This is a genomic window from Achromobacter arsenitoxydans SY8 (assembly GCF_000236785.1).
Lineage (GTDB): Bacteria > Pseudomonadota > Gammaproteobacteria > Burkholderiales > Burkholderiaceae_B > Achromobacter > Achromobacter arsenitoxydans.
The window spans coordinates 42,258-66,901 of record NZ_AGUF01000055.1; the positions used below are offsets into that span (position 1 = coordinate 42,258).

Genomic DNA, 24,644 nt, shown 5'->3' on the forward strand with positions numbered 1-24,644 from the left:
CGACACGACCTCATGACATGCTCCGTCGGATTTTTCAATAGCGTCCCCATCGCGGTGTTGTTTGTCACGGTGGGATTGGGATATCTGATTGGTAAGCTGAAAGTCGGTCCGATCCAGCTGGGCGGGGTGTGCGGAACGCTCATCGTCGCCTTGCTGATCGGTCAGACGGGCTGCCAGATTCAGGGCGACCTGAAGGAGGTCGCGTTCGCCCTGTTCATTTTCGCCATGGGCTACTCGGGCGGCCCGCAGTTCTTCGCCAACCTCAACCGGTCCAGTCTGCGCTATATCCTGCTGCCGATCATCGAGGCCGTGCTGGTGCTGGGAATCGTGCTGATGGCGGTGCCAATGTTCGGCCTGGACGCCGGCACGGCCGCGGGCCTGGCGGCAGGGGCGGCGACGGAATCGGCCGTGGTCGGCACGGCGGCCGAGGCGCTCAAGCACCTGGGGCTGCCCGACGCGGAAGTGCAGCGCATGGAAGCCAACATCGCCACGGCATACACGCTGACCTATCTGGTGGGCCTGATAAGCATCGTCTTCTTCACCAGTCAGGTGGCGCCTGCGCTCCTGCGCATCAACTTGCGCGAGGCTTCCAAGGCGCTTGAGGAAAAGCTGGGCGTGACGCCGGGCGAGGGCGAAGAACAAAGCCTTCCGTCGTTGCCCCGGCTGGTCGGACGCGCCCACGTCGTCAAGGATGCAGACGGCAAAAGCGTGGCCGAGATCGAGGCGCAATTGGGCGGCCGCACCGTTGTCAACCGCATCCTGCGCAATGGCGAGGTCGTCGACGCCACGCCCGAAGACCGGCTTGCGACCGGCGACATTGTCGTGGTGCTGGGCGTGCGCCGCTTCGCGCTGCGCGCCGGCTCGGTGATCGGTCCGGAGATCCAGCTGCCGGAGGCGCATGCCGAAGATCTCCATTTGACCGAACTGCAGATCATCGTCAACAAGAAGTCCATCAACGGCCGCACGCTGGGAGAGCTGGCCAAGCAGCCCGGCGCCCAGCGCGCGCGCGGGGTATTCCTGCAGTCCATCGTCCGGTCCGGTCATGCGTTGCCAATTACCCCGGCGACGGTGCTCCAGTACGGCGATCTGGTGACCCTGGTGGGTGCCGAACCCGAATTGTCTGAAGCCGGCACGGTGCTGGGCAACGAATTGCGCCGTAGCGGCGTGACGGATCTGGTGTTCCTGGCTTTCGGCATTCTCGTCGGCCTGATGGTGGGCAGCCTGGGCGCGCGGGTGTGGGGCATTCCGGTGTCGCTGGGCAGCGGGGGCGGGGCGCTTGTCAGCGGCCTGGTCTGCGGCTGGATCAACGCCAAACGGCCGTCTATCGGCCACATGCCCGCGCACGCGGTGCAGTTGCTGAAGGACCTGGGGCTGGCGATTTTCGTCGCCTGCGTGGGCCTGTCGGCGGGTCCGGATGCGCTGTCTCTGATCCGTGATCATGGCGCGGTGCTGCCGCTGATCGGCCTGCTGGTGTCGCTGGGACCCGCCTGCCTGTCGCTATGGGTAGGCCACAAGCTCCTGAAGATCGAGGGGCCGCTGCTGGTGGGGGCCATTGCCGGACAGCATGTCAGCACACCGGCCATCAGCGCCATCCTGACGGCCAGCGGCAGTTCCGTGCCGCTGCTGGGCTATACGGTGACCTACGCCATCGCCAATGTGCTGCTGCCGGTGTTGGGGCCGATCATTGTGTCTCTGGCCTACCATCTGAGCTAGCCGAACAGGGTAGGCGAGGGCGTTTCGATGCTGCTGCGGATATTGCATAAGGTTATATGACTTGCGTATTTCCTCGGCTAAAGGTTTGATGGAAGAATCGTTTTACACGCGGTAATCTTCGCGACGAAGCGCCCGCAGCGCTGCCTTTCCAGGATGGTCAGGCAGTCAGCCCCTTCAACTGAATCCGCACACTGGAGACACCATGAGTCAACTACGCCTGGGCGATATCGCCCCCGATTTCGAACAGGAATCCTCGGCTGGCCCGATCCGCTTCCACGAGTATCTGGGTAACAGCTGGGGTGTGCTGTTCTCGCATCCGGCCGATTTCACGCCCGTCTGCACGACCGAGCTGGGCTACACCGCCAAGCTGGCCGATGAATTCGCCAAGCGCAACGTGAAGGTCCTTGCCTTGTCGGTGGATGGCGCCGATTCCCACGCCAAGTGGATCGAGGACATCAACGATACGCAATCGACGACGGTCAACTTTCCGATCATCGCCGACAAGGACCGCAAGGTTTCCGAGCTCTACGACATGATCCACCCGAATGCCAGCGCCACGGCGACCGTGCGCTCCGTGTTCATCATCGACCCGAACAAAAAGGTGCGCCTGACCATCACGTATCCGGCCAGCACCGGGCGCAACTTCAACGAAATCCTGCGCGTCATTGATTCGCTGCAGCTGACCGACAGCCACAGCGTTGCCACGCCGGTCAACTGGGAAGACGGCGACGATGTGATCATCGTTCCGTCCCTGCAGGACGAAGCGGTGATCAAGGAAAAGTTCCCCAAGGGCTACAAGGCGGTGCGTCCCTACCTGCGCATTACGCCTCAGCCGAATAAGTAAATTCGAAAAATGGGGGGTTCTCCCCCAATCGTTAAAGCGGCTTTGCGCCGCCCGAACCGCCGCAATCTTCATAGAGGATTGCGGCGGTTTTTCGTTGTTGGGACGTCCGTCCTATATGCCTGAGAGCGATGAGCAATCAAAAAATGATTCGTTCCGTTCAGATCGGCCACCCCGCACACTTGCCTCCACATTGCCAAACACAGGGAGCAAGGGATGTCTTTCAGGAAAGCCGGTTGGTTGGCCGCCTTGGCCGCGGTGACGGTGTCGCTTGCCGCGATGGCGCCGGCGCAAGCGCAGCAGAAGCAGACGCTGCTCAACGTATCCTACGACCCGACGCGGGAGCTGTACCGCGCCATTGATGACGCGTTCGTCAAGCAATACAAGGACAAGGCGAACGTCGACCTGACGATCCGTCAGTCGCACGGCGGTTCCGGCCGCCAGGCGCGTTCGGTCATCGACGGGCTGGAGGCTGACGTCGTGACGCTGGCGCTCGCCTACGACATCGACGCCATCGCCGATCGCGGCTTGCTGCCCGAAAACTGGCAGGCCCGCCTGCCGCAGAACAGCTCGCCCTACACGTCCACCATCGTGTTCCTCGTGCGCAAGGGCAACCCCAAGCAGATCAAGGACTGGGACGACCTCGTCAAGGACGGCGTGCAGGTCATCACGCCGAATCCCAAGACCTCGGGCGGCGCCCGCTGGAACTACCTGGCCGCCTGGGCCTATGCGCTGGAAAAGAACGGCGGCAGCGAAGACAAGGCGCGCGCCTTCGTCGGCGACCTGCTCAAGCACGTGCCGGTGCTGGACACCGGGGCGCGCGGCGCCACCACGACCTTCGTGGAACGCGGCGTGGGCGACGTGCTGCTGGCCTGGGAGAACGAGGCCTTCCTGGCCCTGGAAGAGCTGGGTCCGGACAAGTTCGACATCGTGGTGCCTTCGCTGTCTATCCTGGCCGAGCCGCCGGTGGCCATCGTGGACAAGGTCGTCGACAAGAAGGGCACCCGCGCCGCGGCGCAGGCCTACCTCGAGTTCCTGTACACCCCGGCCGCGCAGGAAATCATCGCCAAGAACTACTACCGGCCCTTGGACAAGACGGTTGCCGCCAAGTACGAAAGCAAGTTTCCCAAGGTCAAGCTCGTCACCATCGACGACAAGATCTTCGGCGGCTGGCGCAAGGCGCAGAAGGACCACTTCAGCGACGGCGGGACCTTCGACCAGATCTACCAGCCGCAGAAGAAGTAATCGGAACACCATCGGACGACGGCCATGACTACTGCCTCGAACCCGACGGCAAACGGCGCGCAAGCGCCTTTTGCCGTTCGGCGCAACAGCCCGGGCGTGCTGCCCGGTTTCGGCATTTCCATGGGATACGCAGTGCTGTATCTCAGCGTGCTCGTGCTGATTCCCCTGGCCGCCCTGCCGATCAAGAGCGCCGGGCTGGGATGGCAGGGGTTCTGGGATGCGGTCACCGCGCCGCGGGTGCTGGCGTCCTACAAGCTGACATTTGGCGCGTCGTTCATCGCGGCGCTGGTCAACCTGGTGTTCGGCACCGTCGTCGCGTGGGTTCTTGTGCGGTATCGCTTTCCGGGCAAGAAGATCCTGGACGCCCTGGTCGACCTGCCGTTCGCGCTGCCCACGGCGGTGGCGGGCATCGCCCTGACCGCGCTCTACTCGCAGAAGGGCTGGCTGGGCGGCCCGCTGTCCGAATGGTTCGGCCTGAAAGTGGCGTTCACGCCGCTGGGCATCGTGATCGCGCTCATCTTCATCGGCGTGCCCTTCGTGGTGCGCACCGTACAGCCGGTGCTGGAAGACGTGGAACGCGAAATCGAAGAGGCCGCTGCCAGCCTGGGCGCCGACCGCTGGCAGACGTTCCGCCGCGTGCTGCTGCCGACCATCATGCCGGCCTTGATGACGGGCTTTGCGCTGGCGTTCGCCCGCGCGGTCGGCGAGTACGGATCGGTGGTGTTCATCGCCGGCAACATGCCCATGGTGTCCGAGATCACGCCGCTGCTGATCATTTCCAAGCTGGAGCAGTTCGACTACGCCGGCGCGGCCGCCATCGCGACCGTGATGCTGGTGCTGTCGTTTGTCCTGCTCCTCATCATCAACCTGTTGCAGGGCTGGCAGGCGCGCCGCGGCCTGGGGAGGCTGTCATGAGCGCTTCGGATCGTCCCGCTCACCTGACCGAACCGCGCTGGGTGCGCGGCGTTCTGCTGTTCATCGCGCTTGGGTTCCTGGCGCTCTTTCTGCTGGTGCCGCTGGCGGCGGTGTTCGCCGAGGCGTTCCGCAAAGGCTGGCAGCTGTACCTGGATGCCATCGTCGAGCCCGACGCCTGGGCGGCCATCCGCCTGACGCTGCTGGTCGCCGCGATCGCGCTGCCGGTGAACCTGGTATTTGGCGTGGCCGCGGCCTGGGCCATCACCAAGTTCCAGTTCCGCGGCAAGCAGTTCCTGATCACGCTGATCGACCTGCCGTTCTCGGTGTCGCCCGTGGTGGCCGGCCTGGTTTTCGTGCTGCTGTTCGGCACGCAGGGCTGGTTCGGCGAATGGCTGCAGGCCCACGACATCAAGATCGTCTACGCCGTGCCCGGGATCATCCTGGCGACGCTGTTCGTCACCTTTCCCTTCGTAGCGCGCGAACTCATTCCGCTGATGCAGGCGCAGGGCAGCGAAGAAGAGCAGGCCGCGCTGACCCTGGGCGCCAGCGGCTGGCAGATCTTCTGGCGCGTGACGCTGCCCAACATCAAGTGGGGCCTGCTGTACGGCGCCATCCTGTGCAACGCGCGGGCCATGGGCGAGTTCGGCGCGGTGTCGGTGGTGTCCGGCCAGATCCGCGGGCTGACCAACACCATGACGCTGCACGTAGAGATTCTCTACAACGAATACCAGTATTCCGCGGCGTTCGCCGTCGCCTCGCTGCTTGCCCTGCTGGCGCTGGTGACGCTGGTGGCTAAGAACGTGATCGAGTGGCGCAACGCGCGCCTTTTGCAGGGCGCGGGCCAGCCGGTGGAGTATCCCGGGCCCGCGGTGGCCATCAAGCCGGCGGTCGCCTGACGCGACGCGCCGGCCAAGGAGACAGGCATGAGTATCGAAGTACGCAATCTATCCAAGCGTTTCGGCCAGTTCCGCGCGCTGAACGATGTGTCGCTGCACATCGAGACCGGCGAGCTGGTGGCGCTGCTGGGCCCGTCGGGCTGCGGCAAGACCACGCTGCTGCGCATCATTGCGGGCCTGGAGTCGGCGGATTCCGGCAGCGTGCTGTTCGCGGGCGAGGACGCGACCGCGGTGGACGTGCGCCAGCGCCAGGTCGGATTCGTGTTCCAGCACTACGCCCTGTTTAAGCACATGACGGTGTTCGAGAACGTGGCCTTCGGCCTGCGCGTCAAGCATCGTTCGCAGCGCCCGCCGGAAGACCAGATCAAGCGCAAGGTGCATGACTTGCTGGGTCTGGTGCAGCTGGATTGGCTGGCCGACCGCTATCCGGCGCAGCTGTCCGGCGGCCAGCGCCAGCGTATCGCGCTGGCGCGCGCGCTGGCGGTCGAGCCGCGGGTGCTGCTGCTGGACGAGCCCTTCGGCGCGCTGGACGCCAAGGTGCGCAAGGAACTGCGCCGCTGGCTGCGCCGGCTGCACGACGAACTGCACGTCGCCAGCGTGTTCGTTACGCACGACCAGGAAGAGGCGCTGGAAGTGTCGGACCGGGTGGTGCTGATGAACGCCGGCCGCATCGAACAGGTCGGCACGCCCCGTGAAGTCTGGGAAGGCCCGGCCACGCCGTTCGTTTATGGCTTCCTGGGCGACGTGAACCAATTGCAGGGCAGCGCCGCGCGCGGCGTGTGGGAAGGCGCGGGCCTGTCGCTGCCGGCGCCCGATCTGGGCCAGGCCGATGCCCAGCGCGCCATCGCCTATGTGCGGCCGCATGAGTTCGAGATCGAGCGCTATCGCGCCGACGCCGGAGGCATTCCAGTGCGGCTGTCGCACGCCTATCTGGCCGGACCCAGCGCCTACCTGGAACTGGCCCGCCAGGACACCGACGCCATCATCGAGGCCGAGGTTCCCGAGTCGCTGTACCAGGAGCTGAACCTGCGGGACGGCGAAATTCTTCTCGCGCGGCCCCGCCGGGCGCGCATCTTCGCGGTGCAGCCATGACGACTACCGATGTTTCCGTTGAACTGGACGCGGGCCTGGCGGCTCGCTGGCGCGACCTGACGGCGCGCCTGGCCGATATCCGGCGGCGCTATCCGGACGCTGCGCTGGCGTCGTCGCTGGCGGCCGAGGACATGGTGCTGACCCACGCCATCTACGACTCTGGCCTGGATCTGGAAGTGTTCACACTGGACACCGGCCGGCTGCACGCCGAGACGCTGGGCGTGCTGGACGCCGTGCGCGAGCGCTATGGGCGCGAGGTCACCGTGTACCGGCCGATTGCGGCGGCGGTCGACGAGCATGTGGCCGCGCATGGCGCCTTTGCGTTCTACGAAAGCGTGGAACTGCGCAAGGCCTGTTGCCAGATCCGCAAAGTCGAGCCGCTCAAGCGCGCGCTTGCGGGCCGCGGCGCCTGGATCACCGGGCAGCGGCGCGCGCAGTCCACGACGCGCGGTGAGCTTGCGCTGGAAGAAGACGACAAGACCTTCGGCCTCTACAAGTTCAACCCGCTGGCCGACTGGAGCGAGGAAGACGTGTGGTCCGCCATCCGCGCGCTCGGCATTCCCTACAACCCGCTGCACGACCAAGGCTATCCGTCTATCGGTTGCGAACCCTGTACGCGGGCGATCCGTCCCGGCGAGGACCTGAGGGCAGGGCGCTGGTGGTGGGAATCGTCGGATTCCAAGGAATGCGGCCTGCATGCGGGCAACCGGGTAATCAGTATCGCGGCGCGCGGCGATTGACGCGGCCCACTCAATTCGAAATCTGTTTTAGGGGAATACCTATGTCTGCTGTGATCCAACGCAGCCACCTGGATTGGCTGGAATCCGAAGCAATATTCATCTTGCGCGAGGTCGCCGCCGAATGCGAAAAGCCCGTGCTGCTGTTCTCGGGCGGCAAGGACTCCGTGGTGCTGCTGCGCTTGGCCGAAAAGGCGTTCAGGCCGGGCCGCTTTCCGTTCCCGTTGATGCACATCGACACGGACCACAACTTCGATGAAGTCATCGCCTTCCGCGACGCGCGCGCGGCCGAGCTGGGCGAAACCCTGATCGTGCGCAGCGTCGAAGACTCCATCAAGCGCGGCAGTGTCGTGCTGCGCCGCGAAACCGATTCGCGCAACGCGGCGCAGGCCGTGACGCTGCTTGAGGCGATCGAGGAATTCGGTTTCGACGCCTGCATCGGCGGCGCCCGCCGCGACGAGGAAAAGGCGCGCGCCAAGGAACGCATCTTTTCATTCCGCGACGAATTCGGCCAGTGGGACCCCAAGGCCCAGCGGCCGGAGCTGTGGAGCCTGTTCAACACCCGCGTGCACCGCGGCGAGAACATGCGCGTCTTCCCGATCTCGAACTGGACCGAGCTGGACGTCTGGCAGTACATCCAGCGAGAGCAGCTGGCGCTGCCGTCTATCTATTATGCGCACGAGCGCGAGGTGGTGCGCCGCAAGGGCCTGCTGGTGCCGGTCACAAGGCTGACGCCGCCGGCGGACGGCGAACAGGTCGAGCGCCTGTCCGTGCGATTCCGCACGGTGGGCGACATTTCCTGCACCTGCCCGGTCGCTTCCGACGCCGGCGACACCATGGCCATCATCGCCGAGACCGCGGTGACGGACATCACCGAGCGCGGCGCCACGCGCATGGACGACCAGACTTCCGAGGCCTCAATGGAGCGCCGCAAGAAGGAAGGCTATTTCTGAATGCATGACGCGCCGGCGCAGGCCGGCGCCTGGGGAACCACATGAACGCACTGAACGATTCCTTTCTTTCCGGCGCCGACACGGGCGTGTTGCGCTTGATCACGGCGGGCTCCGTCGACGACGGTAAATCCACACTGATCGGCCGCCTGCTGTACGACAGCAAGGGCGTCTTCGCCGATCAGCTCGATGCGATCTCGCGCGCCAAGCACAAGCGCGTGGCCGGCGACGGCATCGACTTTTCGCTGCTGACGGACGGCCTGGAAGCCGAGCGCGAGCAGGGCATCACCATCGACGTCGCATACCGCTACTTTTCCACGCCCACGCGCAAGTTCATCATTGCCGACGCGCCGGGCCACGAGCAATACACCCGCAACATGGTGACCGGCGCCTCGACGGCCGACGTCGCCGTCATCCTGATCGACGCGACCCGCGCCGCCGACGGCAAGCTGCTGCCGCAGACCAAGCGGCACAGCACGATCGCGCGCCTGCTGGGCATACGCCACATCGTGGTCGCGGTGAACAAGATGGACCTGGTGGACTGGGACCGCGCGGTGTTCGAACGCATCCGCGACGCTTATGCGGATCTTGCGGCCAAGCTGGGCATCGCGCATTTCGACGCGCTGCCCCTGTCGGCGCTCAGCGGCGACAACGTCGTCACGCTGTCGCCCAAGACGCCTTGGTACGAGGGGCAGCCCCTGTTGGCGCTGCTCGAATCACTGGACCTGTCGGCCGACGGCCGGGCCCTGCCGCTGCGCTTCCCGGTGCAATGGGTGGCGCGCCATGGCGGCGATCGCACGGACGATTTCCGCGGCTACGCGGGCCGCGTCGCAAGCGGCGTGCTGCGCCCGGGCGACGAGGTGACGGTGCAGCCATCCGGCGTGGCCGCGCGGGTGCAAGAGCTGCGGGCTTTCGACCGCGCGCTCGACGAGGCGGTGGCAGGCGATTCGATCACGCTGGTGCTGGACCGCGATGTCGACGTGTCGCGCGGCGACGTGATCGTGCACACGGCGGCGCCAGCGCAGGTGTCGCGCGAGTTCGAGGCCGAGCTCTGCTGGCTGGATGCGCAAGCCTTGAATCCCGCGCGCAAGTACCTGCTCAAGTCCGGCACGCGTCTGACGTCGGCGAAGGTGCGCGCGGTGCTGTCGCACCGGGACATTCATGAACTGCAGGAAGTCGAGAATACGGAAGGCACTTTGCGCATGAACGACATCGGGCGCGTCACGCTCACGACGCGCGAGGCTTTGGCGGTCGACCGCTACGACGATGTCGCCGCCACGGGCGCTTTCATCCTGATCGACGAGGCGACGCACCAGACCGCGGCGGCGGGTATGTTGCGCTAGGTTTACAGCAGCATGAAAACAACGCCGCCGGCGCCTCGGCGGCGTTGTTGTTTTTCGTCCAAATCCAATGCTGGCGCGGCTTTCCGGGGCATATCGCCTGGTGAAAACGATTTGTTCCGCCGTTGCCTGCGTCTTGCGGTAAAGTTGGACTGTCTTACGGAAAGGCTTTTGGTGCTTGTCAAAACCACTGTGTTTTTGTACAGTAGTTTTCATGGCACGCACCGATCATTCTTTTCCCGCCGGTTCTGGGTCCCCGGCTGCCGCCCCCGCCGCCTTGCGCGGTCGGGGTGCGGTTACTAATGTTCGGCATCGCTTTCAAAGCGATGACCGCGTGCAGATCGACGACGGCTGGTCCGCGTCCGGTTTGCCCGCCGACTTCATTGATTCCGTCCCCGATAATTCTCCGCTGGCCGGTTCTTCTGGTTCGCGGGTCATCCCCATCCTGCCCGACACGCGCTCGGTCCCGCCCGCTCCCAAAACCACGGTCACGGCGGAAGAGGCGCGCAAGATGCTGTCGCGCAACGATTCCCCGGATATTCCCTTTGACGTCGCCGTCAATCCCTACCGCGGGTGCGAACACGGCTGCGTGTACTGCTATGCCCGGCCCACGCACTCCTATCTGGGCTATTCGCCCGGCCTGGACTTCGAAACCCGCCTGGTCGCCAAGGCCAACGCCGTAGAGGCCCTGCGTGCCGAACTCTCCCGGCCCGGCTACAAGCCGTCGCCCATCAACATCGGTTCTGCCACGGACGCCTATCAGCCCATCGAGCGCGACTGGCGCCTTACCCGGGGCATGCTCGAACTCATGCTGGAAACCCGGCATCCCGTCACCATCGTCACGAAGAACGCGCTGGTCGCCCGCGACCTGGACCTGCTGGCGGCGCTGGCCGAACAGAACCTGGCGGTCGTCTACATCAGCATCACGACGCTGGATGCGGGCGTGGCGCGCACGCTGGAACCGCGCGCGGCCGCGCCCTGGCGCCGCCTCGAAGCCGTACGCAGCCTGACTGACGCCGGCGTGCCGGTGGGCGTGCTGGTGGCGCCCGTCATTCCGTTCATCAACGACGACTCCATGGAGCACATCCTGCAGGAAGCCAAGGGGGCCGGCGCGCATTACGCCAGCTACACCGTCTTGCGGTTGCCCTGGGAGGTCAAGACGCTCTTTCAGGATTGGCTCAACGCCCATTACCCGGACCGTGCCCAGCGCGTGCTGCATCGCATCGAAGACCTGCGCAACGGCCGCCGCAATGACCCCAATTTCGGTTCCCGCATGCGCGGCACCGGCATTTGGGCCGACCTGCTGCGCCAGCGGTTTTCGGTGGCCACGCGCAAGCTGGGCCTGAACCGCACCCGGTTGGCGCTCGATTGCAGCCGTTTCCAGCCGCCGGCCCTGCCCGGAGCCTCGTCGCCGCTGTTCGACCCTGTCGCGGCGGGTGTGCAGCAGGCGTCGGCCTGCGGCCCGGCGTCCGCTTCCACCGATTTCCTATCCCCGGTTGGCGCGCAAGCGTCTTCAGGGGTCCCTTTTCCCGGCGGCTTGCCCGCGGTCGGCGGCGCTTACGGGCGCGGCGCGCGGCAGTTGCGCGCAATGGCGGCCGGGCAGTTGTCTTTGTTCGATTGACCGCCGGCTGCTGTTGCCGCGGACGCCAGGGCGCTTAGCCCCGGCTCTGGAACGTTTATCCAAGGAGTTCCCATGAACACCGCTGATTTGTCTGTCCTGCCGGATGAGCTTGTTGTCTCCCTGAATCCGTTGCGCCGCGGCGCCAACCGGGCTCGCGACCTGTGCGTCAGGCTGACAGGCCTGGCCATGCCCTGGAGCGCATCCGCCGCAGGCGGCGCTTCCGGCCAGCGCGTGCGGTCCCGCAACATGCCGGCCCGCTGGCCGTTCCCGCCATCGCCCGCTCCGGCGGATGATTTGGCGGGCGTTCCGGTGGCGGGCATTCCCGCGGCGGGCGTTCCCACTGCCGCGCCCGCGGCGCCTGTTGCCCCGGCCGCCGCGCCGGCAGTCCGCGATCAATGCCTTGGCGACGCCAAGGCCGGCGCGGCAGCGAATCAGGTCACCCTGAAGGCCATGATTATCGACGTGGTGCTGGTGCTTGCCTGGGGCGCCATGATCCCCGGCCTGATGTGGCTGGGCGTGGCGGGCGGTTTCTGACCGGCAGGCCGCCAGGCCATTCCGGTATCCCTGGGAGGCTCAGCTTGAGCCCAGCAGGATCACGCCAGCCAGGATGGACAGGCAGCCGGCCAGACGGCCAGGCCCGACCTTTTCGCGCAGCAGGAACATGCCAGCCAGCGTGCCCAGCATCATCGACATTTCCCGGGCGGGCGCCACCAGGCTCAGTGGAGCGCCGTTGCGCAGCGCGTACAGCACCAGGATGTAGCCCAAAGGCGACAGAAAGCCCACCGCCAGCGCCAGATGCCAGTAGCCGCGCATGGATTCCCAGGCCTGGGCGGGACGGCGCAGCATGTGCGGCGTCATCATGGCGGTGCGTGTGACGCAGGTGAACCAGTCGAATAGCACCGGACTGATCAGCAGCACCTTCACGCCATAGGCGTCCACCACCGTATAGGCGGCAATGAACAGGCCGATCACCACGCCCCAGCGCACGCCCACCCAGGCCTGCGCATGCTTGAAGATCGCCAGCCGTCCCTGGGTGGCGATCAGCAGGACGCCGATCACCACGCACAGCATGCCGGCGATGCCGGTGCTGGTGGCGGGTTCGCCAAGCAGCAGGAAGGCGCCGGTGGTGGAAAGCAGGGGGCCCGTGCCGCGGGCAATCGGATACACCACCGACAGGTCAGCCACTTGATAGCCGCGCTGCAGGCACAGGCTGTAGCCCAGATGCAACAGGCTGGACGTGAGGATGGCTCCCACTACGGGCCAGGTCCAGGTCATGCCGTCATGCATCAGCACCCAGATCACCCACGGGGCGTAGAGCACCGAGGCGCACAGGCCGTAAGCGAAGACAAAAGGCGCGCCCACCATGGCCGCACGCTTGGCGAGCAGATTCCACGTCGCGTGGGCCATTGCCGCCAGGACAACCAATAACAGGGACGTGTACGACATGGGAAACAGCGCCAGATGACGTGTTTGTTACAGAAGGGTGAAGGGTACCGCAAAGCGAGTGCAAGGCGCACATGTTACCCGAGGCCTCGGGCATTTTTTGGTGTAGAATCATTGGTTTGCCAAATCTCATCCTCTCGTTGCGGCACGAGCATCGCGATCAGCCCACCGGAATATCCGGCGAGCCGAATGCAATGCACACGCAACTGGCCGGATGTGGCTGGTTTTTTGCAGCCACATGAACGCCAGGCGTGAACAACATCGAACGGCAAAAGTCTTAGCCCGCAAACGCATGATGATCTAGGAGTTCTAATGAACCTCATCGCTATCCTGGAACAGGAAGAAATTGCCCGCCTGACCGGCGGTCAAGCCAAGCCTGAATTTGCTCCTGGTGACACCGTCATCGTGAGCGTGAACGTCGTTGAAGGCACCCGCAAGCGCGTGCAGGCTTTCGAAGGCGTCGTCATCGCCAAGCGCAACCGCGGCCTGAACTCCGCGTTCACCGTGCGCAAGATTTCGTCGGGTGAAGCCGTGGAACGTACGTTCCAGCTGTACTCGCCGCAAATCGCCGGCATCGAAGTCAAGCGCCGCGGCGACGTGCGCCGCGCCAAGCTGTACTACCTGCGCTCGCGCTCGGGCAAGTCGGCTCGCATCAAGGAAAAGCTGGTCAGCAAGCAAGCCTCCGCGGCTTGATCGCTTATCGGTACACGGCCCCGCCAGTGTCGGACGTTCACGCCAATCCGCGTTTCCGTCCGGCACGGGTTTCCGGGTTAAAAAGGCACCTGCGAGGGTGCCTTTTTCTATTTTCTGAGCCGAATGTCTGATTCCTCGTCTTCCGCGCGGCCCCGTCGGCCGCTGGCGCGTCCGGGTTTTGACCCGGCGACGCAACCGTGGGTGGTGGCTAACGATTCCTTGCCGCCCGTGCCCACCAGCCTGCTCACTCCGGACTCCCTGCGGGGTACGCTCAGCCAGCCGTCCACCTGGACGCTGGAGTTGTCGCGCGACAACGATCTGCGCTACCCCGGCCGCGAAGGCGCGCCGGTGCCCGCCGCCGTGCTGATTCCGCTGGTGACGCGGGACAACGGCGTGCACATCATGCTGACGCAGCGCGCCGCGCACCTGCATGACCACGCGGGCCAGATCAGTTTTCCCGGCGGGCGCATCGAGACCAGCGATTCCACGCCCGTGGCGGCGGCGCTGCGCGAAGCGCAGGAAGAAACGGGCTTGCCCTCGAACCACGTGGAAGTGCTGGGCAGCATGCCGCCCTATCTGACGGCCACGGGGTTTTCCATCATTCCGGTCGTGTCGCTGGTGCGCCCGGGCTTTCAGTTGGCGCCCGACGCGTTCGAGGTTGCCGAGGTCTTCGAGGTGCCGCTGTCGTTCCTGATGGATCCGGCCAACCATCGCCTCTATGAAGCCAGGCTCGACGACGGCCGAGTGCGCCAGTATTACGGTATGCCCTATGGCAAACACTTCATCTGGGGCGCCACGGCGGGCATGCTGCGCAATCTGTATCATCTGCTGCGCCACGGCTTCACGCCGCGCTGATCTTCGCGGCGCGCACATGTCGCCCCAATAGAAGACGGCCCCGCGAGGGGCCGATTTCTATTGCGCCAGCAAGCCGCACAACGGCGCGCCGGCAGAATCAATACCGCTGCTGGCCCGCCAGGTTTTCTTCCAGGATGCGTTCGTACAGGGCGTAGCGCGCCGGGTCGATCTTGCCGGCCTGCAGCGCCGCCACCACGCCGCAGCCCGGCTCGTGCCGATGCGAGCAGTTGTAGAAGCGGCATTCCTCGATGGGCTGCGTGAACTCCGGAAACCCGCGGATGATGTCTTCGCGGGTCAGGTGCTGCAGGCCGAAGGCCTGGAATCCAGGAGAATCAATCAGGTCGCCGCCGGGCGCCGGCAGGTGGTAGAGCCGCGTGCTGGTCGTGGTGTGCTTGCCCATGTCGAGCGCGGTGGAGTGTTCGCGCGTGGCGGCCGCGGCGTCGGGCACCAGGGCATTGAGCAGCGTGGACTTGCCCATGCCGCTTTGCCCCAGCAGCAGGCTGGTGCGGCCGGCGAGGCGGGGCGCGAGCAGCGTATGGACTCTTTCAGGTTCAAGCGCGCTCAGTTCGATCACGTCCACGCCCAGCGCGGCGATGGGAGCAAGCCGCGCCCGCGCGGCGGGCAATTCGTCGGTCAGGTCGGTCTTGTTCAGGATGATCAGTGGCGAAATGCCCGCGCTCCAGGCGCCCGCGAGCGCGCGGCCCGTCAGGTCGTCGGAAAACGTCGGACGGACGGCCACGACGATCAGCAGCTGGTCCACGTTGGAGGCGAACTGCTTGGACCGCATCTCGTCCGACCGGAACAGCAAATTGGTGCGCGGCAGGATGGCGTCGATGGCGCCTTCGTCTTTGCCCTGCGGGGTGATCCGGACGCGGTCGCCCACGGCGGCGCCGGCTTTCTTGCCGCGGGGGAAGCACTTGCGCAGGGCGCCGTCCGCGAGTTCCACGGTGTAGTGACGGCCGTGCGCGGCGATGATGCGGCCTTCCAGTGGCGCGCTCATGCGGCGCCCGCCATCAGGTGGCGGATGCGCACGGCTGCGGGAGGATGGCTGTCGTAAAAGGCGGAGTGCACGGGGTCGGGGGTCAAGGTTGCGGCGTTATCGTCGTAGAGTTTGACCAGCGCGGACACCAGCCGTTCCGGCGAGCTTTGCTCGGCGGCATAGCGGTCGGCTTCGAATTCGTCGCGGCGCGAGTACCAGCTTGCCAGGGGGGTGAGCATGAAGGTGAATACAGGAATCACCAGGAAGAACAGCAGCAGCGCCATGGCGTCGTTGCGTCCGCCCAATTGCGGCAGGACGCCAAGTCCCACGTAGAACCACGGCTGCTGGGCGATCCACCCCAGGATGGCAAAGAACACCAGCGCCGCGACAAAGCTGAAGACGATGCGCTTGATGATGTGGCGCTTGGCGAAATGGCCGAGCTCGTGCGCCAGCACGGCTTCGATTTCGTCCGCGTTCAGGCGGGCCAGCAGAGTGTCGAAGAATACGATGCGGCGCGACCGTCCGAATCCGGTGAAGTAGGCATTGCCATGGGCCGAGCGGCGCGATCCGTCCATCACGAACAGGCCGTTCAGCGCAAAGCCGCAGCGCTGCGCCAGGCGCTGGATGCGTCCGGCCAGTTCGGGGTCGGAGAGCGGCGTGAACTTGTTGAACAGGGGAGCGATGAACATCGGGTAGATGATCAGCAGCGCCAGGTTGAACACCGTCCAGAGGGCCCAGGCCCATATCCACCAGTAGTCGCCGGCGCTGCCCATCAGCCACAGTACGGCGGCTGCCAGCGGCAGTCCCAGCACCGCCGCGACCAGCAAGCCCTTGATGGCGTCCACGACGAAAAGCCGGGGCGTCATGCGGTTGAATCCGAAGCGCGCCTCCAGCTTGAACTGCCGCCACAGGGTAAAAGGCAAGCCGATCAGGCCCAGCACCAGCGCAACCACCACCAGCAACAGCATCTGGCGTATGAAATCGTTGCTGGTAAGCTGGCTTACCATCAGGTCGATGAATTGCAGGCCGCCCATGAGCGTCAGGCACACCAGCAGGATGGCGTCATAGGTGCGTTCGAGCATGCCCAGCCTGACCCGCGCCACGGTGTAGTCGGCCGCGCGCTGGTGGCTCGCCAGACCGATGCGAGGCGAGAATTCCGCGGGCACCTGGTCGCGATTGCGCGCGACATGCCGGATCTGGCGCGAAGCCAGCCACATGCGCACGGCGATATCGGTCAGCAGGAAGGCAACGAACAGCAATGTGAACATGGGCAATACGGTTGGCTCAGGAAGGTATGTGCGAAAATCGCGTGTTTTAAAGGCAAATTATATGGCTGCGAACGAAAACCGCCTGATCTGGCTGGACATGGAAATGACCGGGCTGGACCCTGAAAAAGAACGCATCATCGAAGTCGCCGTGGTGGTGACGGAGCCCGACCTGACGGTGGTCGCCGAGGGGCCGGTCATCGTCGTGCACCAGCCCGACAGCCTGCTGGACGCCATGGACAACTGGAACAAGTCCACCCACGGCAAAAGCGGCCTGATCGACAAGGTCAAGGCGTCCACGATTTCCGAGGCGCAGGCAGAGGATACGCTGTTGGCGTTCCTGGCGCAGCATGTGCCGGCCGGCAAGTCCCCGATGTGCGGCAATACGATCAGCCAGGACCGCCGCTTCATGTTCGCGTACATGCCGCGCCTGGAGCAGTTCTTCCACTACCGCAACCTGGACGTGAGCACGCTGAAAGAGTTGGCGCGCCGCTGGGCGCCGGCCGTGTACAAGGGTTTCGAGAAAAAGAGCCGCCACGAAGCGCTGGCCGACATCTACGAATCCATCGACGAGCTCAAGTACTACCGCGAGCATTTCCTGAAAGTCTGAGCGCGCGGGCGGCTTACACTGGGGACCGGCCCGCTTACAGGCCGGACGTCCCGCCAACAGGTCCGCCATGCCGTCATATTCCGTCGCCCAGATCCGCCTTGCCGAACAGCGCGCCCTGGCATCGGGCCGGGTGCTGATGCCGCTGGCCGGCGCCGCCGCGGCCGATTTCGTCCAGGCGCGCTTTCCCTCCAAGACTTCCATCCTGGCGCTGGCCGGCCCCGGCAACAACGGCGGCGACGCGCTGGAAGCGGCCGCGCGCCTTTTGGCGCACGGGTTTGAAGTGCAGGTGGTGTTGCCTTTCGGCCCCGAAAGGCTGCCTGCCGATGCGGCCCGCGCCTGGGCCGGCTGGCAGGCCGCGGGTGGGCGCAGCCATGCCGCGTTGCCCCACGGCCGGCAGCCGGACCTGGTTCTTGACGGCCTGTTCGGCATCGGCCTGAACCGCCCGTTGGGCCAGGCTTGGCAATCCCTGGCGGATGCGGTGAACGCCTGGAATGTTCCCGTGCTGGCGCTTGACGTGCCCAGCGGTATAGATGCCGACACGGGCGCCGCGCTGGGCCGCCCGATCCGGGCGCGATGGACGCTGTGTTTCATCGCGGCCAGCCGCGGACTGTGCCGCGCCGGGCCCGGGCGCGATGCTGCTGGCGAATGCCATGTGGATACGCTGGGCGTCGTCATGCCGGATGCGGACGACGCGGGTCGCTAGCTTGCGCGGCGCTGAGCGCGCTTGGCGTTCAGGCTGGCGTGGCGCTATCGCAAGCGCAGGCCGTCAGGCCGGCCGGCCGCCAAAGCGCGAATTCACTTCTTCCGACAGGGGCGCGTAGCGCTCGTTGTCCTGTCCGGCCAAGGCGTCCAGATGCGTTTCGGAGGCGTCGAATACCCGCCAGTAGATGCGCCCGCAGAGTTCGCGGGCGGCGTGGCCGGGCCAGTTGTCGGGCAGCATCGGGCCGGGCAGTTGCGGGTCGTGCAGGACGATCCGGCGCCAGTTGTGCAGCAGCATGACTCGGATCATGAAGGCTTCGGCGGGCGCTGGCGCATCTTCCAGCAGCTTTTCCAGCGGCCCGAAGTTTCTTGAAAACAGCCGGTATTGCTCGGCTACATCGTCCAGGTTCCAGCATTGCGAGGCCAGGCTGGCGATGGGCAGGCCGCCCGCGCCGGCCAGGTCGCGGGCCGACAGGACCAGCGCCCGGTCCGGGATGCCCAGTTTGTCCAGGATGTCGTGCGCAGCCCGCGCCTCGGTGTGCGGATGGGCGAACAGGCCGGGCGCGATCATGCCAAACCCTTCCCAGACCAGTTCACGGCGCAGCTCGCCGCGTTCGGCCAGCCCGTTGCCCGTGCGCGGCAGCGCCACCAGCGTCCATTCCCCGTTCCATTCCTTTGATGGGCCCTCGTAGATGCGCTGCGAGGCGTGCAGGGTGTGGCGCACGCCCTGGTCGGAGATCAGGTAGAGGCTCCGCCGGCCATGGCGTTCCGATTGCAGCCAGTTCTGCGCCACCAGGCGGAAGACGCTGGTGCGCAGCAGGCGTTCATTGATGCCCAGCGGAGCCAGGAGCTCGATCAGGCTGCCCAGCCAGATGGCGCCGCCGTGCGGGGCCAGCGCATCGCCCAGCAAGCTGACGCACAGCGACTTTGCGCGGGGCGGATCGCTTTTCAATAAGCGGGACAGAAAGCGTTCCAGGGGCGACTGAGGGTTTGCCATAAGGGGGGCCGCGGGCGGCCGATATCGGGATCCTGGATATGATACATAAATCCAATGTGATACAGATTTGAGTTTGACAATGAATTTTTTGTATTAAATAATCTTCCTATGACATGACGGCACTGCGCAGCGTTTGCTTTGCGTTTTCGCAAACCGTCTTCAAGGAGACAAACATGTACGCTCAACTCGTCGAAACCGGCGTCAAGCAGGTCAAGACCGCGGACCAGCTTGAAGGCCTGGAACAGACGTTCCAGCGGCGCATCGACGACGGCGTCCGCATCGAGGCCAAGGACTGGATGCCCGAGGCCTACCGCAAGACGCTCGTGCGCCAGATCTCGCAGCACGCGCATTCCGAAATCGTCGGCATGCTGCCTGAAGGCAACTGGATCACCCGCGCGCCGTCGCTCAAGCGCAAGGCGATCCTGCTGGCCAAAGTGCAGGACGAAGCGGGCCACGGGCTCTACCTGTACAGCGCCGCGGAAACCCTGGGCGTGTCGCGCGACGACCTGATCGACGACCTGCACTCCGGCCGCGCCAAGTACTCCAGCATCTTTAACTACCCCACGCTCAGCTGGGCCGACATCGGCATGATCGGCTGGCTGGTCGACGGCTCCGCCATCATCAACCAGATCCCGCTGTGCCGCTGCTCCTATGGTCCCTATGCGCGGGCCATGGTGCGTGTCTGTAAGGAAGAGTCCTTCCACCAGCGCCAGGGCTATGACCTGCTCATGCAGATGTGCCTGCACGGCACGCCCGAGCAAAAGGCCATGGTCCAGGACTCGCTCAACCGCTGGTGGTGGCCCGCCTTGATGATGTTCGGCCCCTCGGATGCCGATTCGCCCAACAGCGCGCAGTCCATGGCCTGGAAAATCAAGCTCTTCTCCAACGACGAACTGCGCCAGAAGATGGTGGACCAGACCGTGCCGCAAGCCGAATTCCTGGGCCTGACCGTCCCCGATCCCGACCTGAAGTGGAACGCCGAGCGTGGTCATTACGACTTCGGCGAAATCGACTGGACCGAGTTCTACGCCGTGCTCAAGGGCAACGGCCCCTGCAACCGTGAACGCCTGGCGGCGCGCGTCAAGGCGCACGAGGACGGCGCCTGGGTGCGCGACGCGCTGGTCGCCTACGCCGACAAGCAGGCGGAGCGCAAGGCCGCCTGAGGGGAGACTCCCACCCCCGAAGCGCTGCGCGCTTCCCCCTCACAGGGGGGCGCCGCAGCGGACCGGCGGAGCCGGATCCGCGCGGCGGCGCTAGCGGCGTCCGCGCTTCGGCAGTGAAGGTTCTTCAGGCAACTCTTTTTCTTTATTTATTGCAGACCGGGTGGCGCCGTGGCGCGTCCGGCTTTAGAGGAAATCCATCATGAGCAAAGACTGGCCTCTGTGGGAAGTGTTCATCCGCAGCCAGCATGGCCTGGCGCATAAGCACGTGGGCAGCTTGCACGCTCCGGACGCCGAAATGGCGATCAATCACGCCCGCGACGTCTATACCCGCCGCAACGAGGGCCTGAGCATCTGGGTGGTGCGCGCGTCCGATATTTCGGCCAGCAGCCCGGGCGACAAGGATCCCCTGTTCGAGCCGTCCAACAGCAAGGTCTACCGGCATCCGACCTTCTTCCCGATGCCCGAAGAAATCAAGCACATGTAAGGCAGGCGGGGGAGACATGGACAAGCCTTTTTTTGAGTATCTGCTGCGCCTGGGCGATTCGTCGCTCATTCTCTCGCAGCGGCTGGGCGAGTGGACCGGCCACGGCCCCATCCTGGAAGAGGATCTGGCGCTGACCAACACCGCGCTGGACCTGCTGGGACAGGCCCGCATGTGGCTGACGCTGGCCGGCGAAGTCGAAGGCGCCGGCCGCGATGAAGACGCGCTGGCCTACCTGCGCGACACGCACGAGTTCCGCAATGTGCTGCTGGTGGAACGCGACAACGGCAACTATGCCGACACCATGGCGCGCCAGTTCCTGTTCGACGTCTGGCACTACTTCCTGCTGCAGCGCCTGGAAAAGTCGGCCGACGAACGCGTCGCGGCCATCGCGGCCAAGGCGATCAAGGAAGTGACTTACCACGTGCGGCGCTCGTCGGACATGGTGGTGCGCCTGGGCGACGGCACGGCCGAAAGCCACGCCAAGATGCAGGCCGCCATCGACGACGCCTGGCGCTTCACCGGCGAACTGTTCGCCGACGACGCCATCGACCTGGACCTGGCCTCGCGCGGCATCGGCTGTGAGTTGTCTGCGCTGCGCCAGCCCTGGCTGGCGCATGTGCGCGAAGTGCTGGAAGAGGCCACGCTGACCGTGCCCGACGAGGCTGCGGCGAATCACCTGGCGCACCGCGGCGGCCGCCAGGGCAGGCACACCGAGCAGCTGGGCTACGTGCTGGCTGAAATGCAATACCTGCCGCGCGCCTATCCGGGAGCGACGTGGTGAACGCGCTGGCGCCCGTTTCCGCCGACCAGGTCTACGCCTGGCTGCAGGAGGTTCCCGATCCGGAGATCCCCGTGCTGTCCGTGGTGGATCTGGGCGTGGTGCGGGAGGTGTCTTGGGACGGCGACGCCTGCGTCGTCGTCATCACGCCGACCTACTCCGGCTGCCCGGCCATGCGCGAGATCACCCAGGATATCCAGCAGACGCTGCAGCGGCATGGCGTGGACGATGTCCGCGTCGAGACTCGCCTGGCGCCCGCCTGGACGACCGACTGGATGAGCGAAAAGGGGCGCGAGGCGCTCAAGGGCTACGGCATCGCCGCGCCTGCCGAACGCGCCATTGATATTTCGGGCATCAGCCGCCGCACGCCGGGCCCCGCCATCGCGTGCCCGCGTTGCGGTTCGCACGAGACGCGCCTGGTCAGCAATTTCGGGTCCACCTCGTGCAAGGCGCTGTACCGCTGCGTCTCCTGCCGCGAGCCCTTCGATTATTTCAAGACTCACTAATGCGTGGTTTGAGATGAGCCAGAACCAATTTCATTCCTTGAAGGTGGCCTCCGTGGCGCGCAATACGCGCGATGCCGTGGTCGTGACCTTCGACTTGCCCGAGGCGCTGACGGAAGCGTTCGCCTTCCTGCCCGGCCAGTACCTGACGCTGCGCACCCAGCTCAATGGGGAAGAGCTGCGCCGTTCGTATTCCATCTGTTCCGCGCCCCACGACAAGCTGCTGCGCGTGGCCATCAAGAAGGTGGACGAGGGTGCGTTCTCCAGCTGGGCCAACCACGAACTGCAGCCGGGCCAGACCCTGGAAGTCATGGCGCCGGCGGGCAACTTCACCGTGGATTTTTCCCCGGAAAACCAGCGCCACTATGTGGCGTTCGCCGTGGGCAGCGGGATCACTCCGGTGTTTTCCCTGGTCAAGACCGCGCTGTCGACAGAGCCGCGCAGCAAGTTCACCCTGTTCTTCGGCAACCGCGCATCGTCGGCAGTGCTGTTCCGCGAAGAAATCGAAGACCTGAAGAACCTCTACATGGACCGTTTTTCGCTGGTCTACGTCATGAGCCGCGAAACCCAGGACATCGAACTCTTTAACGGACGCCTGGACGGGGACAAGGTCGACCAGCTCATGTCGGCCTGGATGAGCCCCGAGGATATCGACTACGCTTTTGTCTGTGGCCCGCAGACCATGACGGAAAGCGTGGTTGAACGGCTGCAGGCTCGCGGCATCCCGAAGGCGAACATCAAGTTCGAACTCTTCGGCGCGCCGAAGGGGCCACGCGCATTGCGCACCGGCCACGACGCCCGCCAGGCGCCGGGCAAGGGCCAGTGCGAGGTTACCGTGGTGCAGGACGGACATAGCCGCATGTTCGTCATCGACAAGAACAAAGACAGTGTGCTGGACTCGGCGCTGGCGCAAGGCATCGAACTGCCGTATTCGTGCAAAGGCGGGGTGTGTTCCACCTGCCGTTGCAAGGTCATCGAAGGCGAGGTGGATATGGACGCCAACTTCGCCCTGGAGGACTATGAAGTCGCGCGCGGTTTCATCCTGAGCTGCCAGAGCTTCCCGGTCAGCGACCGGCTGGTCATCGACTTCGACCAGGAAACCTGAGCCGGCCCGCGCCAGGCAAGAATTCAAATCTAATTGGAGAGACGAGCGTGTCCCAGAAATTCTTCGAACGCCACCAGCCCCTGCTGGAACAATCCCTGGCTGCCGCCGCGCTGCGCGGCTACTGGAGCCCGTTTGCCGAGTCGCCCAGCCCGCGCAACTACGGTGAAACCGCCAATGACGACGGCCGCGCCGCTTTCGAGGCGCTCAAGGGCAAGCCCTTCCCGTTGAACCTGCACGACGCCGACGGCGTCGTGGGCGGCGAGAAATCGCCCTACGGCTTCGATCTGGGCATTACCTATCCGCGTGTGCCGGCCGACAAGTTGATTTCGGCCGCCAAGCGCGCGCTGGAAGACTGGCGCCGCGCCGGCCCCCGCGCCTGGGTGGGCGTGTCGCTGGAAATCCTGGCCCGCCTGAACAAGCTCAGCTTCGAGATCGCCTACGCGGTCCAGCACACCACCGGCCAGGGCTTCATGATGGCCTTCCAGGCTGGCGGCCCGCACGCGCAGGACCGCGGTTTCGAGGCCGTGACCTACGCCTGGCAGGAAATGTCGCGCATTCCCGGCGTGGCGGTCTGGGAAAAGCCCCAGGGCAAGAATGATCCCATCCGCATGGAAAAGCAGTTCACGGTCGTGCCGCGCGGCGTGGCGCTGGTGATCGGCTGCTCGACCTTCCCGACCTGGAACGGCTACCCCGGCCTGTTCGCCAGCCTTGCCACCGGCAACACCGTCATCGTCAAGCCGCATCCGGGCGCGATCCTGCCGCTGGCCATCACGGTGAAGGTGGCACGCGAAGTGCTGCAGGAAGCGGGGTTCGACCCCGACGTGGTGCAGCTGGCTGCGCACGAGGCGGGCGACGACACCGCGCAGAAGCTGGCGCTGGACCCGGCGGTCAAGATCGTCGACTTCACGGGCAGCACCGCCAACGGCGATTGGCTTGAAAACAATGCCCGCCAGGCCCAGGTCTACACCGAGAAGGCCGGCGTGAACCAGGTCATCATCGACTCGACGTCGGACCTGAAGGGCGTGGCGCGCAACCTGGCGTTCTCGCTGGCCCTGTATTCGGGCCAGATGTGCACCGCCCCGCAGAATATCTACGTGCCGCGCGACGGCATCAATACTCCTGAGGGCCGCGTCAGCTTCGACGACGTCGCCGCCGCGCTGGGCGTGGCGCTGGAAAAAGTCGGCGCGGATGCCGCCAAGGCGGTCGAGCTGACCGGCGCCATCCAGAACGAGGGCATCGTCGAGCGTATCGAAAAAGCGCGGGCCCTGGGCCTGCCGGTGGTGGCCGACAGCAAGGCGCTGACCCATCCCCAGTTCGAGAACGCGCGCGTCCGCACGCCGCTGCTGCTGCGTACCGAGGCCGGTAATGCCGCCCTGAGCCAGGAGTGGTTCGGCCCCATCGCCTTCGTCGTGGCCACCGATTCCACCACGCACAGCATCCAGCTCGCGCGCGACAGCGTGGTCAAGCATGGCGCATTGTCCCTGTCGGCTTACACGACGGACGACCGCGTGGCCGAGCAGGTGCAGGACGCCGCTGAAGTCTCGGGCGTGTCGCTTTCGCTCAACCTGACTGGCGCGGTGTTCGTCAACCAGACGGCCGCGTTCAGCGATTTCCACGGCACCGGCGCCAACCCGGCCGCCAATTCGGCGCTGTCCGACACGGCGTTTGTCTCGAACCGCTTCCGCGTGGTGCAAACCCGCCGTCACATCTAAGCCGGGCG

25 protein-coding genes are annotated in these 24,644 nt (G+C 65.4%); 21 read left to right on the forward strand and 4 right to left on the reverse strand.

Annotated features, from left to right (window positions below; translation table 11 throughout):
- Positions 1-12: 12 nt before the first annotated feature.
- The 11 genes from aspT to KYC_RS15835 all read left to right on the forward strand — a co-directional run bounded on the left by aspT (position 13) and on the right by KYC_RS15835 (position 11,884).
- Positions 13-1,713: an aspartate-alanine antiporter gene (gene aspT, locus KYC_RS15785; RefSeq protein WP_008164062.1), complete on the forward strand. Its 1,701-nt coding sequence runs from the start codon at positions 13-15 to the stop codon at positions 1,711-1,713.
- Positions 1,714-1,915: 202 nt separating this feature from the next.
- Positions 1,916-2,557, forward strand: coding sequence for a peroxiredoxin (locus KYC_RS15790; RefSeq protein ID WP_008164064.1), 642 nt, complete (start codon positions 1,916-1,918; stop codon positions 2,555-2,557).
- Positions 2,558-2,770: 213 nt separating this feature from the next.
- On the forward strand, positions 2,771-3,799 hold the full coding sequence (locus tag KYC_RS15795; protein WP_043518635.1) for a sulfate ABC transporter substrate-binding protein: 1,029 nt from the start codon (positions 2,771-2,773) through the stop codon (positions 3,797-3,799).
- Positions 3,800-3,823: 24 nt separating this feature from the next.
- On the forward strand, positions 3,824-4,714 hold the full coding sequence (gene cysT, locus KYC_RS15800; RefSeq protein WP_008164069.1) for a sulfate ABC transporter permease subunit CysT: 891 nt from the start codon (positions 3,824-3,826) through the stop codon (positions 4,712-4,714).
- The gene (gene cysW / locus KYC_RS15805; protein WP_008164070.1) at positions 4,711-5,610 is read left to right on the forward strand and encodes a sulfate ABC transporter permease subunit CysW; all 900 of its coding nucleotides are present in this window, start codon (positions 4,711-4,713) and stop codon (positions 5,608-5,610) included. The genes cysT and cysW overlap by 4 nt, the downstream gene beginning before the upstream one ends.
- 27 nt (positions 5,611-5,637) lie before the next feature.
- Positions 5,638-6,702 (forward strand): sulfate/molybdate ABC transporter ATP-binding protein, encoded by a 1,065-nt coding sequence (locus tag KYC_RS15810; protein ID WP_008164072.1) that lies wholly within the window; start codon positions 5,638-5,640, stop codon positions 6,700-6,702.
- A complete protein-coding gene (locus KYC_RS15815) occupies positions 6,699-7,442 on the forward strand; it encodes a phosphoadenylyl-sulfate reductase (protein WP_008164074.1) in 744 nt (247 codons plus the stop codon). The genes KYC_RS15810 and KYC_RS15815 overlap by 4 nt, the downstream gene beginning before the upstream one ends.
- Before the next feature lie 41 nt (positions 7,443-7,483).
- Positions 7,484-8,392: a sulfate adenylyltransferase subunit CysD gene (gene cysD / locus KYC_RS15820; protein WP_008164076.1), complete on the forward strand. Its 909-nt coding sequence runs from the start codon at positions 7,484-7,486 to the stop codon at positions 8,390-8,392.
- Positions 8,393-8,433: 41 nt separating this feature from the next.
- On the forward strand, positions 8,434-9,732 hold the full coding sequence (locus KYC_RS15825) for a sulfate adenylyltransferase subunit 1 (protein WP_008164078.1): 1,299 nt from the start codon (positions 8,434-8,436) through the stop codon (positions 9,730-9,732).
- A 211-nt stretch (positions 9,733-9,943) separates the two neighbouring features.
- Positions 9,944-11,350 (forward strand): PA0069 family radical SAM protein, encoded by a 1,407-nt coding sequence (locus KYC_RS15830; protein ID WP_043518638.1) that lies wholly within the window; start codon positions 9,944-9,946, stop codon positions 11,348-11,350.
- Positions 11,351-11,422: 72 nt separating this feature from the next.
- Positions 11,423-11,884, forward strand: a complete 462-nt coding sequence (locus KYC_RS15835) for a hypothetical protein (protein WP_008164082.1) — start codon at positions 11,423-11,425, stop codon at positions 11,882-11,884.
- A gap of 39 nt (positions 11,885-11,923) precedes the next feature.
- Here KYC_RS15835 and KYC_RS15840 read toward each other — a convergent pair whose 3' ends face one another.
- A complete protein-coding gene (locus tag KYC_RS15840; protein WP_008164084.1) occupies positions 11,924-12,796 on the reverse strand; it encodes a DMT family transporter in 873 nt (290 codons plus the stop codon).
- 309 nt (positions 12,797-13,105) lie between these two features.
- Here KYC_RS15840 and rplS point away from each other — a divergent pair, with 309 nt between their 5' ends.
- Positions 13,106-13,486, forward strand: a complete 381-nt coding sequence (gene rplS, locus KYC_RS15845; protein WP_008164086.1) for a 50S ribosomal protein L19 — start codon at positions 13,106-13,108, stop codon at positions 13,484-13,486.
- Positions 13,487-13,609: 123 nt separating this feature from the next.
- Positions 13,610-14,341: a CoA pyrophosphatase gene (locus KYC_RS15850; RefSeq protein ID WP_050814891.1), complete on the forward strand. Its 732-nt coding sequence runs from the start codon at positions 13,610-13,612 to the stop codon at positions 14,339-14,341.
- 97 nt (positions 14,342-14,438) lie between these two features.
- Here KYC_RS15850 and rsgA read toward each other — a convergent pair whose 3' ends face one another.
- Both rsgA and KYC_RS15860 read right to left on the reverse strand, forming a co-directional pair.
- Positions 14,439-15,341, reverse strand: a complete 903-nt coding sequence (gene rsgA / locus KYC_RS15855; RefSeq protein WP_008164091.1) for a ribosome small subunit-dependent GTPase A — start codon at positions 15,339-15,341, stop codon at positions 14,439-14,441.
- Positions 15,338-16,588 carry a M48 family metallopeptidase gene (locus KYC_RS15860; RefSeq protein ID WP_008164092.1) on the reverse strand — a complete coding sequence of 417 codons (1,251 nt, stop codon included), beginning with the start codon at positions 16,586-16,588 and terminating at the stop codon, positions 15,338-15,340. Before KYC_RS15860 ends, rsgA begins: the two co-directional genes overlap by 4 nt.
- A 61-nt stretch (positions 16,589-16,649) precedes the next feature.
- On the opposite strand from KYC_RS15860, the gene orn reads away from it, so the two are divergent.
- Complete coding sequence (gene orn / locus KYC_RS15865) at positions 16,650-17,195, forward strand: oligoribonuclease (protein ID WP_008164094.1); 546 nt, start codon at positions 16,650-16,652, stop codon at positions 17,193-17,195.
- Positions 17,196-17,262: 67 nt separating this feature from the next.
- Positions 17,263-17,898 carry an NAD(P)H-hydrate epimerase gene (locus KYC_RS15870; RefSeq protein ID WP_008164096.1) on the forward strand — a complete coding sequence of 212 codons (636 nt, stop codon included), beginning with the start codon at positions 17,263-17,265 and terminating at the stop codon, positions 17,896-17,898.
- Between the two features lie 63 nt (positions 17,899-17,961).
- Here KYC_RS15870 and paaX read toward each other — a convergent pair whose 3' ends face one another.
- Positions 17,962-18,891, reverse strand: a complete 930-nt coding sequence (gene paaX, locus KYC_RS15875; protein WP_008164097.1) for a phenylacetic acid degradation operon negative regulatory protein PaaX — start codon at positions 18,889-18,891, stop codon at positions 17,962-17,964.
- Between the two features lie 173 nt (positions 18,892-19,064).
- On the opposite strand from paaX, the gene paaA reads away from it, so the two are divergent.
- From paaA to paaN, 6 genes are all read left to right on the forward strand, one after another.
- Positions 19,065-20,054 carry a 1,2-phenylacetyl-CoA epoxidase subunit PaaA gene (paaA, locus tag KYC_RS15880; RefSeq protein WP_008164099.1) on the forward strand — a complete coding sequence of 330 codons (990 nt, stop codon included), beginning with the start codon at positions 19,065-19,067 and terminating at the stop codon, positions 20,052-20,054.
- A 199-nt stretch (positions 20,055-20,253) separates the two neighbouring features.
- Positions 20,254-20,538, forward strand: coding sequence for a 1,2-phenylacetyl-CoA epoxidase subunit PaaB (paaB, locus tag KYC_RS15885; protein ID WP_008164100.1), 285 nt, complete (start codon positions 20,254-20,256; stop codon positions 20,536-20,538).
- Between the two features lie 16 nt (positions 20,539-20,554).
- Positions 20,555-21,319, forward strand: a complete 765-nt coding sequence (gene paaC, locus KYC_RS15890; RefSeq protein ID WP_008164102.1) for a 1,2-phenylacetyl-CoA epoxidase subunit PaaC — start codon at positions 20,555-20,557, stop codon at positions 21,317-21,319.
- A complete protein-coding gene (paaD, locus tag KYC_RS15895) occupies positions 21,316-21,822 on the forward strand; it encodes a 1,2-phenylacetyl-CoA epoxidase subunit PaaD (protein WP_008164104.1) in 507 nt (168 codons plus the stop codon). Before paaC ends, paaD begins: the two co-directional genes overlap by 4 nt.
- A gap of 13 nt (positions 21,823-21,835) precedes the next feature.
- Complete coding sequence (paaE, locus tag KYC_RS15900; protein WP_008164106.1) at positions 21,836-22,924, forward strand: 1,2-phenylacetyl-CoA epoxidase subunit PaaE; 1,089 nt, start codon at positions 21,836-21,838, stop codon at positions 22,922-22,924.
- Positions 22,925-22,971: 47 nt separating this feature from the next.
- Positions 22,972-24,636 carry a phenylacetic acid degradation protein PaaN gene (gene paaN, locus KYC_RS15905; RefSeq protein WP_008164108.1) on the forward strand — a complete coding sequence of 555 codons (1,665 nt, stop codon included), beginning with the start codon at positions 22,972-22,974 and terminating at the stop codon, positions 24,634-24,636.
- Positions 24,637-24,644 lie beyond the last annotated feature (8 nt).

Excerpts from the sequence above, each read along its gene's own strand:
- rsgA (WP_008164091.1), bottom strand. The coding sequence starts at position 15,341 with ATGAGCGCGCCACTGGAAGGCCGCATCATCGCCGCGCACGGCCGTCAC.
- paaC (WP_008164102.1), top strand. The coding sequence starts at position 20,555 with ATGGACAAGCCTTTTTTTGAGTATCTGCTGCGCCTGGGCGATTCGTCG.
- cysW (WP_008164070.1), top strand. The coding sequence starts at position 4,711 with ATGAGCGCTTCGGATCGTCCCGCTCACCTGACCGAACCGCGCTGGGTG.
- orn (WP_008164094.1), top strand. The coding sequence starts at position 16,650 with ATGGCTGCGAACGAAAACCGCCTGATCTGGCTGGACATGGAAATGACC.
- KYC_RS15850 (WP_050814891.1), top strand. The coding sequence starts at position 13,610 with ATGTCTGATTCCTCGTCTTCCGCGCGGCCCCGTCGGCCGCTGGCGCGT.
- KYC_RS15860 (WP_008164092.1), bottom strand. The coding sequence starts at position 16,588 with ATGTTCACATTGCTGTTCGTTGCCTTCCTGCTGACCGATATCGCCGTG.
- paaB (WP_008164100.1), top strand. The coding sequence starts at position 20,254 with ATGAGCAAAGACTGGCCTCTGTGGGAAGTGTTCATCCGCAGCCAGCAT.
- KYC_RS15795 (WP_043518635.1), top strand. The coding sequence starts at position 2,771 with ATGTCTTTCAGGAAAGCCGGTTGGTTGGCCGCCTTGGCCGCGGTGACG.
- cysD (WP_008164076.1), top strand. The coding sequence starts at position 7,484 with ATGTCTGCTGTGATCCAACGCAGCCACCTGGATTGGCTGGAATCCGAA.
- KYC_RS15840 (WP_008164084.1), bottom strand. The coding sequence starts at position 12,796 with ATGTCGTACACGTCCCTGTTATTGGTTGTCCTGGCGGCAATGGCCCAC.
- KYC_RS15825 (WP_008164078.1), top strand. The coding sequence starts at position 8,434 with ATGAACGCACTGAACGATTCCTTTCTTTCCGGCGCCGACACGGGCGTG.
- rplS (WP_008164086.1), top strand. The coding sequence starts at position 13,106 with ATGAACCTCATCGCTATCCTGGAACAGGAAGAAATTGCCCGCCTGACC.
- paaX (WP_008164097.1), bottom strand. The coding sequence starts at position 18,891 with ATGGCAAACCCTCAGTCGCCCCTGGAACGCTTTCTGTCCCGCTTATTG.
- KYC_RS15830 (WP_043518638.1), top strand. The coding sequence starts at position 9,944 with ATGGCACGCACCGATCATTCTTTTCCCGCCGGTTCTGGGTCCCCGGCT.
- paaE (WP_008164106.1), top strand. The coding sequence starts at position 21,836 with ATGAGCCAGAACCAATTTCATTCCTTGAAGGTGGCCTCCGTGGCGCGC.
- KYC_RS15810 (WP_008164072.1), top strand. The coding sequence starts at position 5,638 with ATGAGTATCGAAGTACGCAATCTATCCAAGCGTTTCGGCCAGTTCCGC.
- KYC_RS15870 (WP_008164096.1), top strand. The coding sequence starts at position 17,263 with ATGCCGTCATATTCCGTCGCCCAGATCCGCCTTGCCGAACAGCGCGCC.
- KYC_RS15815 (WP_008164074.1), top strand. The coding sequence starts at position 6,699 with ATGACGACTACCGATGTTTCCGTTGAACTGGACGCGGGCCTGGCGGCT.
- paaA (WP_008164099.1), top strand. The coding sequence starts at position 19,065 with ATGTACGCTCAACTCGTCGAAACCGGCGTCAAGCAGGTCAAGACCGCG.
- KYC_RS15835 (WP_008164082.1), top strand. The coding sequence starts at position 11,423 with ATGAACACCGCTGATTTGTCTGTCCTGCCGGATGAGCTTGTTGTCTCC.
- KYC_RS15790 (WP_008164064.1), top strand. The coding sequence starts at position 1,916 with ATGAGTCAACTACGCCTGGGCGATATCGCCCCCGATTTCGAACAGGAA.
- aspT (WP_008164062.1), top strand. The coding sequence starts at position 13 with ATGACATGCTCCGTCGGATTTTTCAATAGCGTCCCCATCGCGGTGTTG.
- cysT (WP_008164069.1), top strand. The coding sequence starts at position 3,824 with ATGACTACTGCCTCGAACCCGACGGCAAACGGCGCGCAAGCGCCTTTT.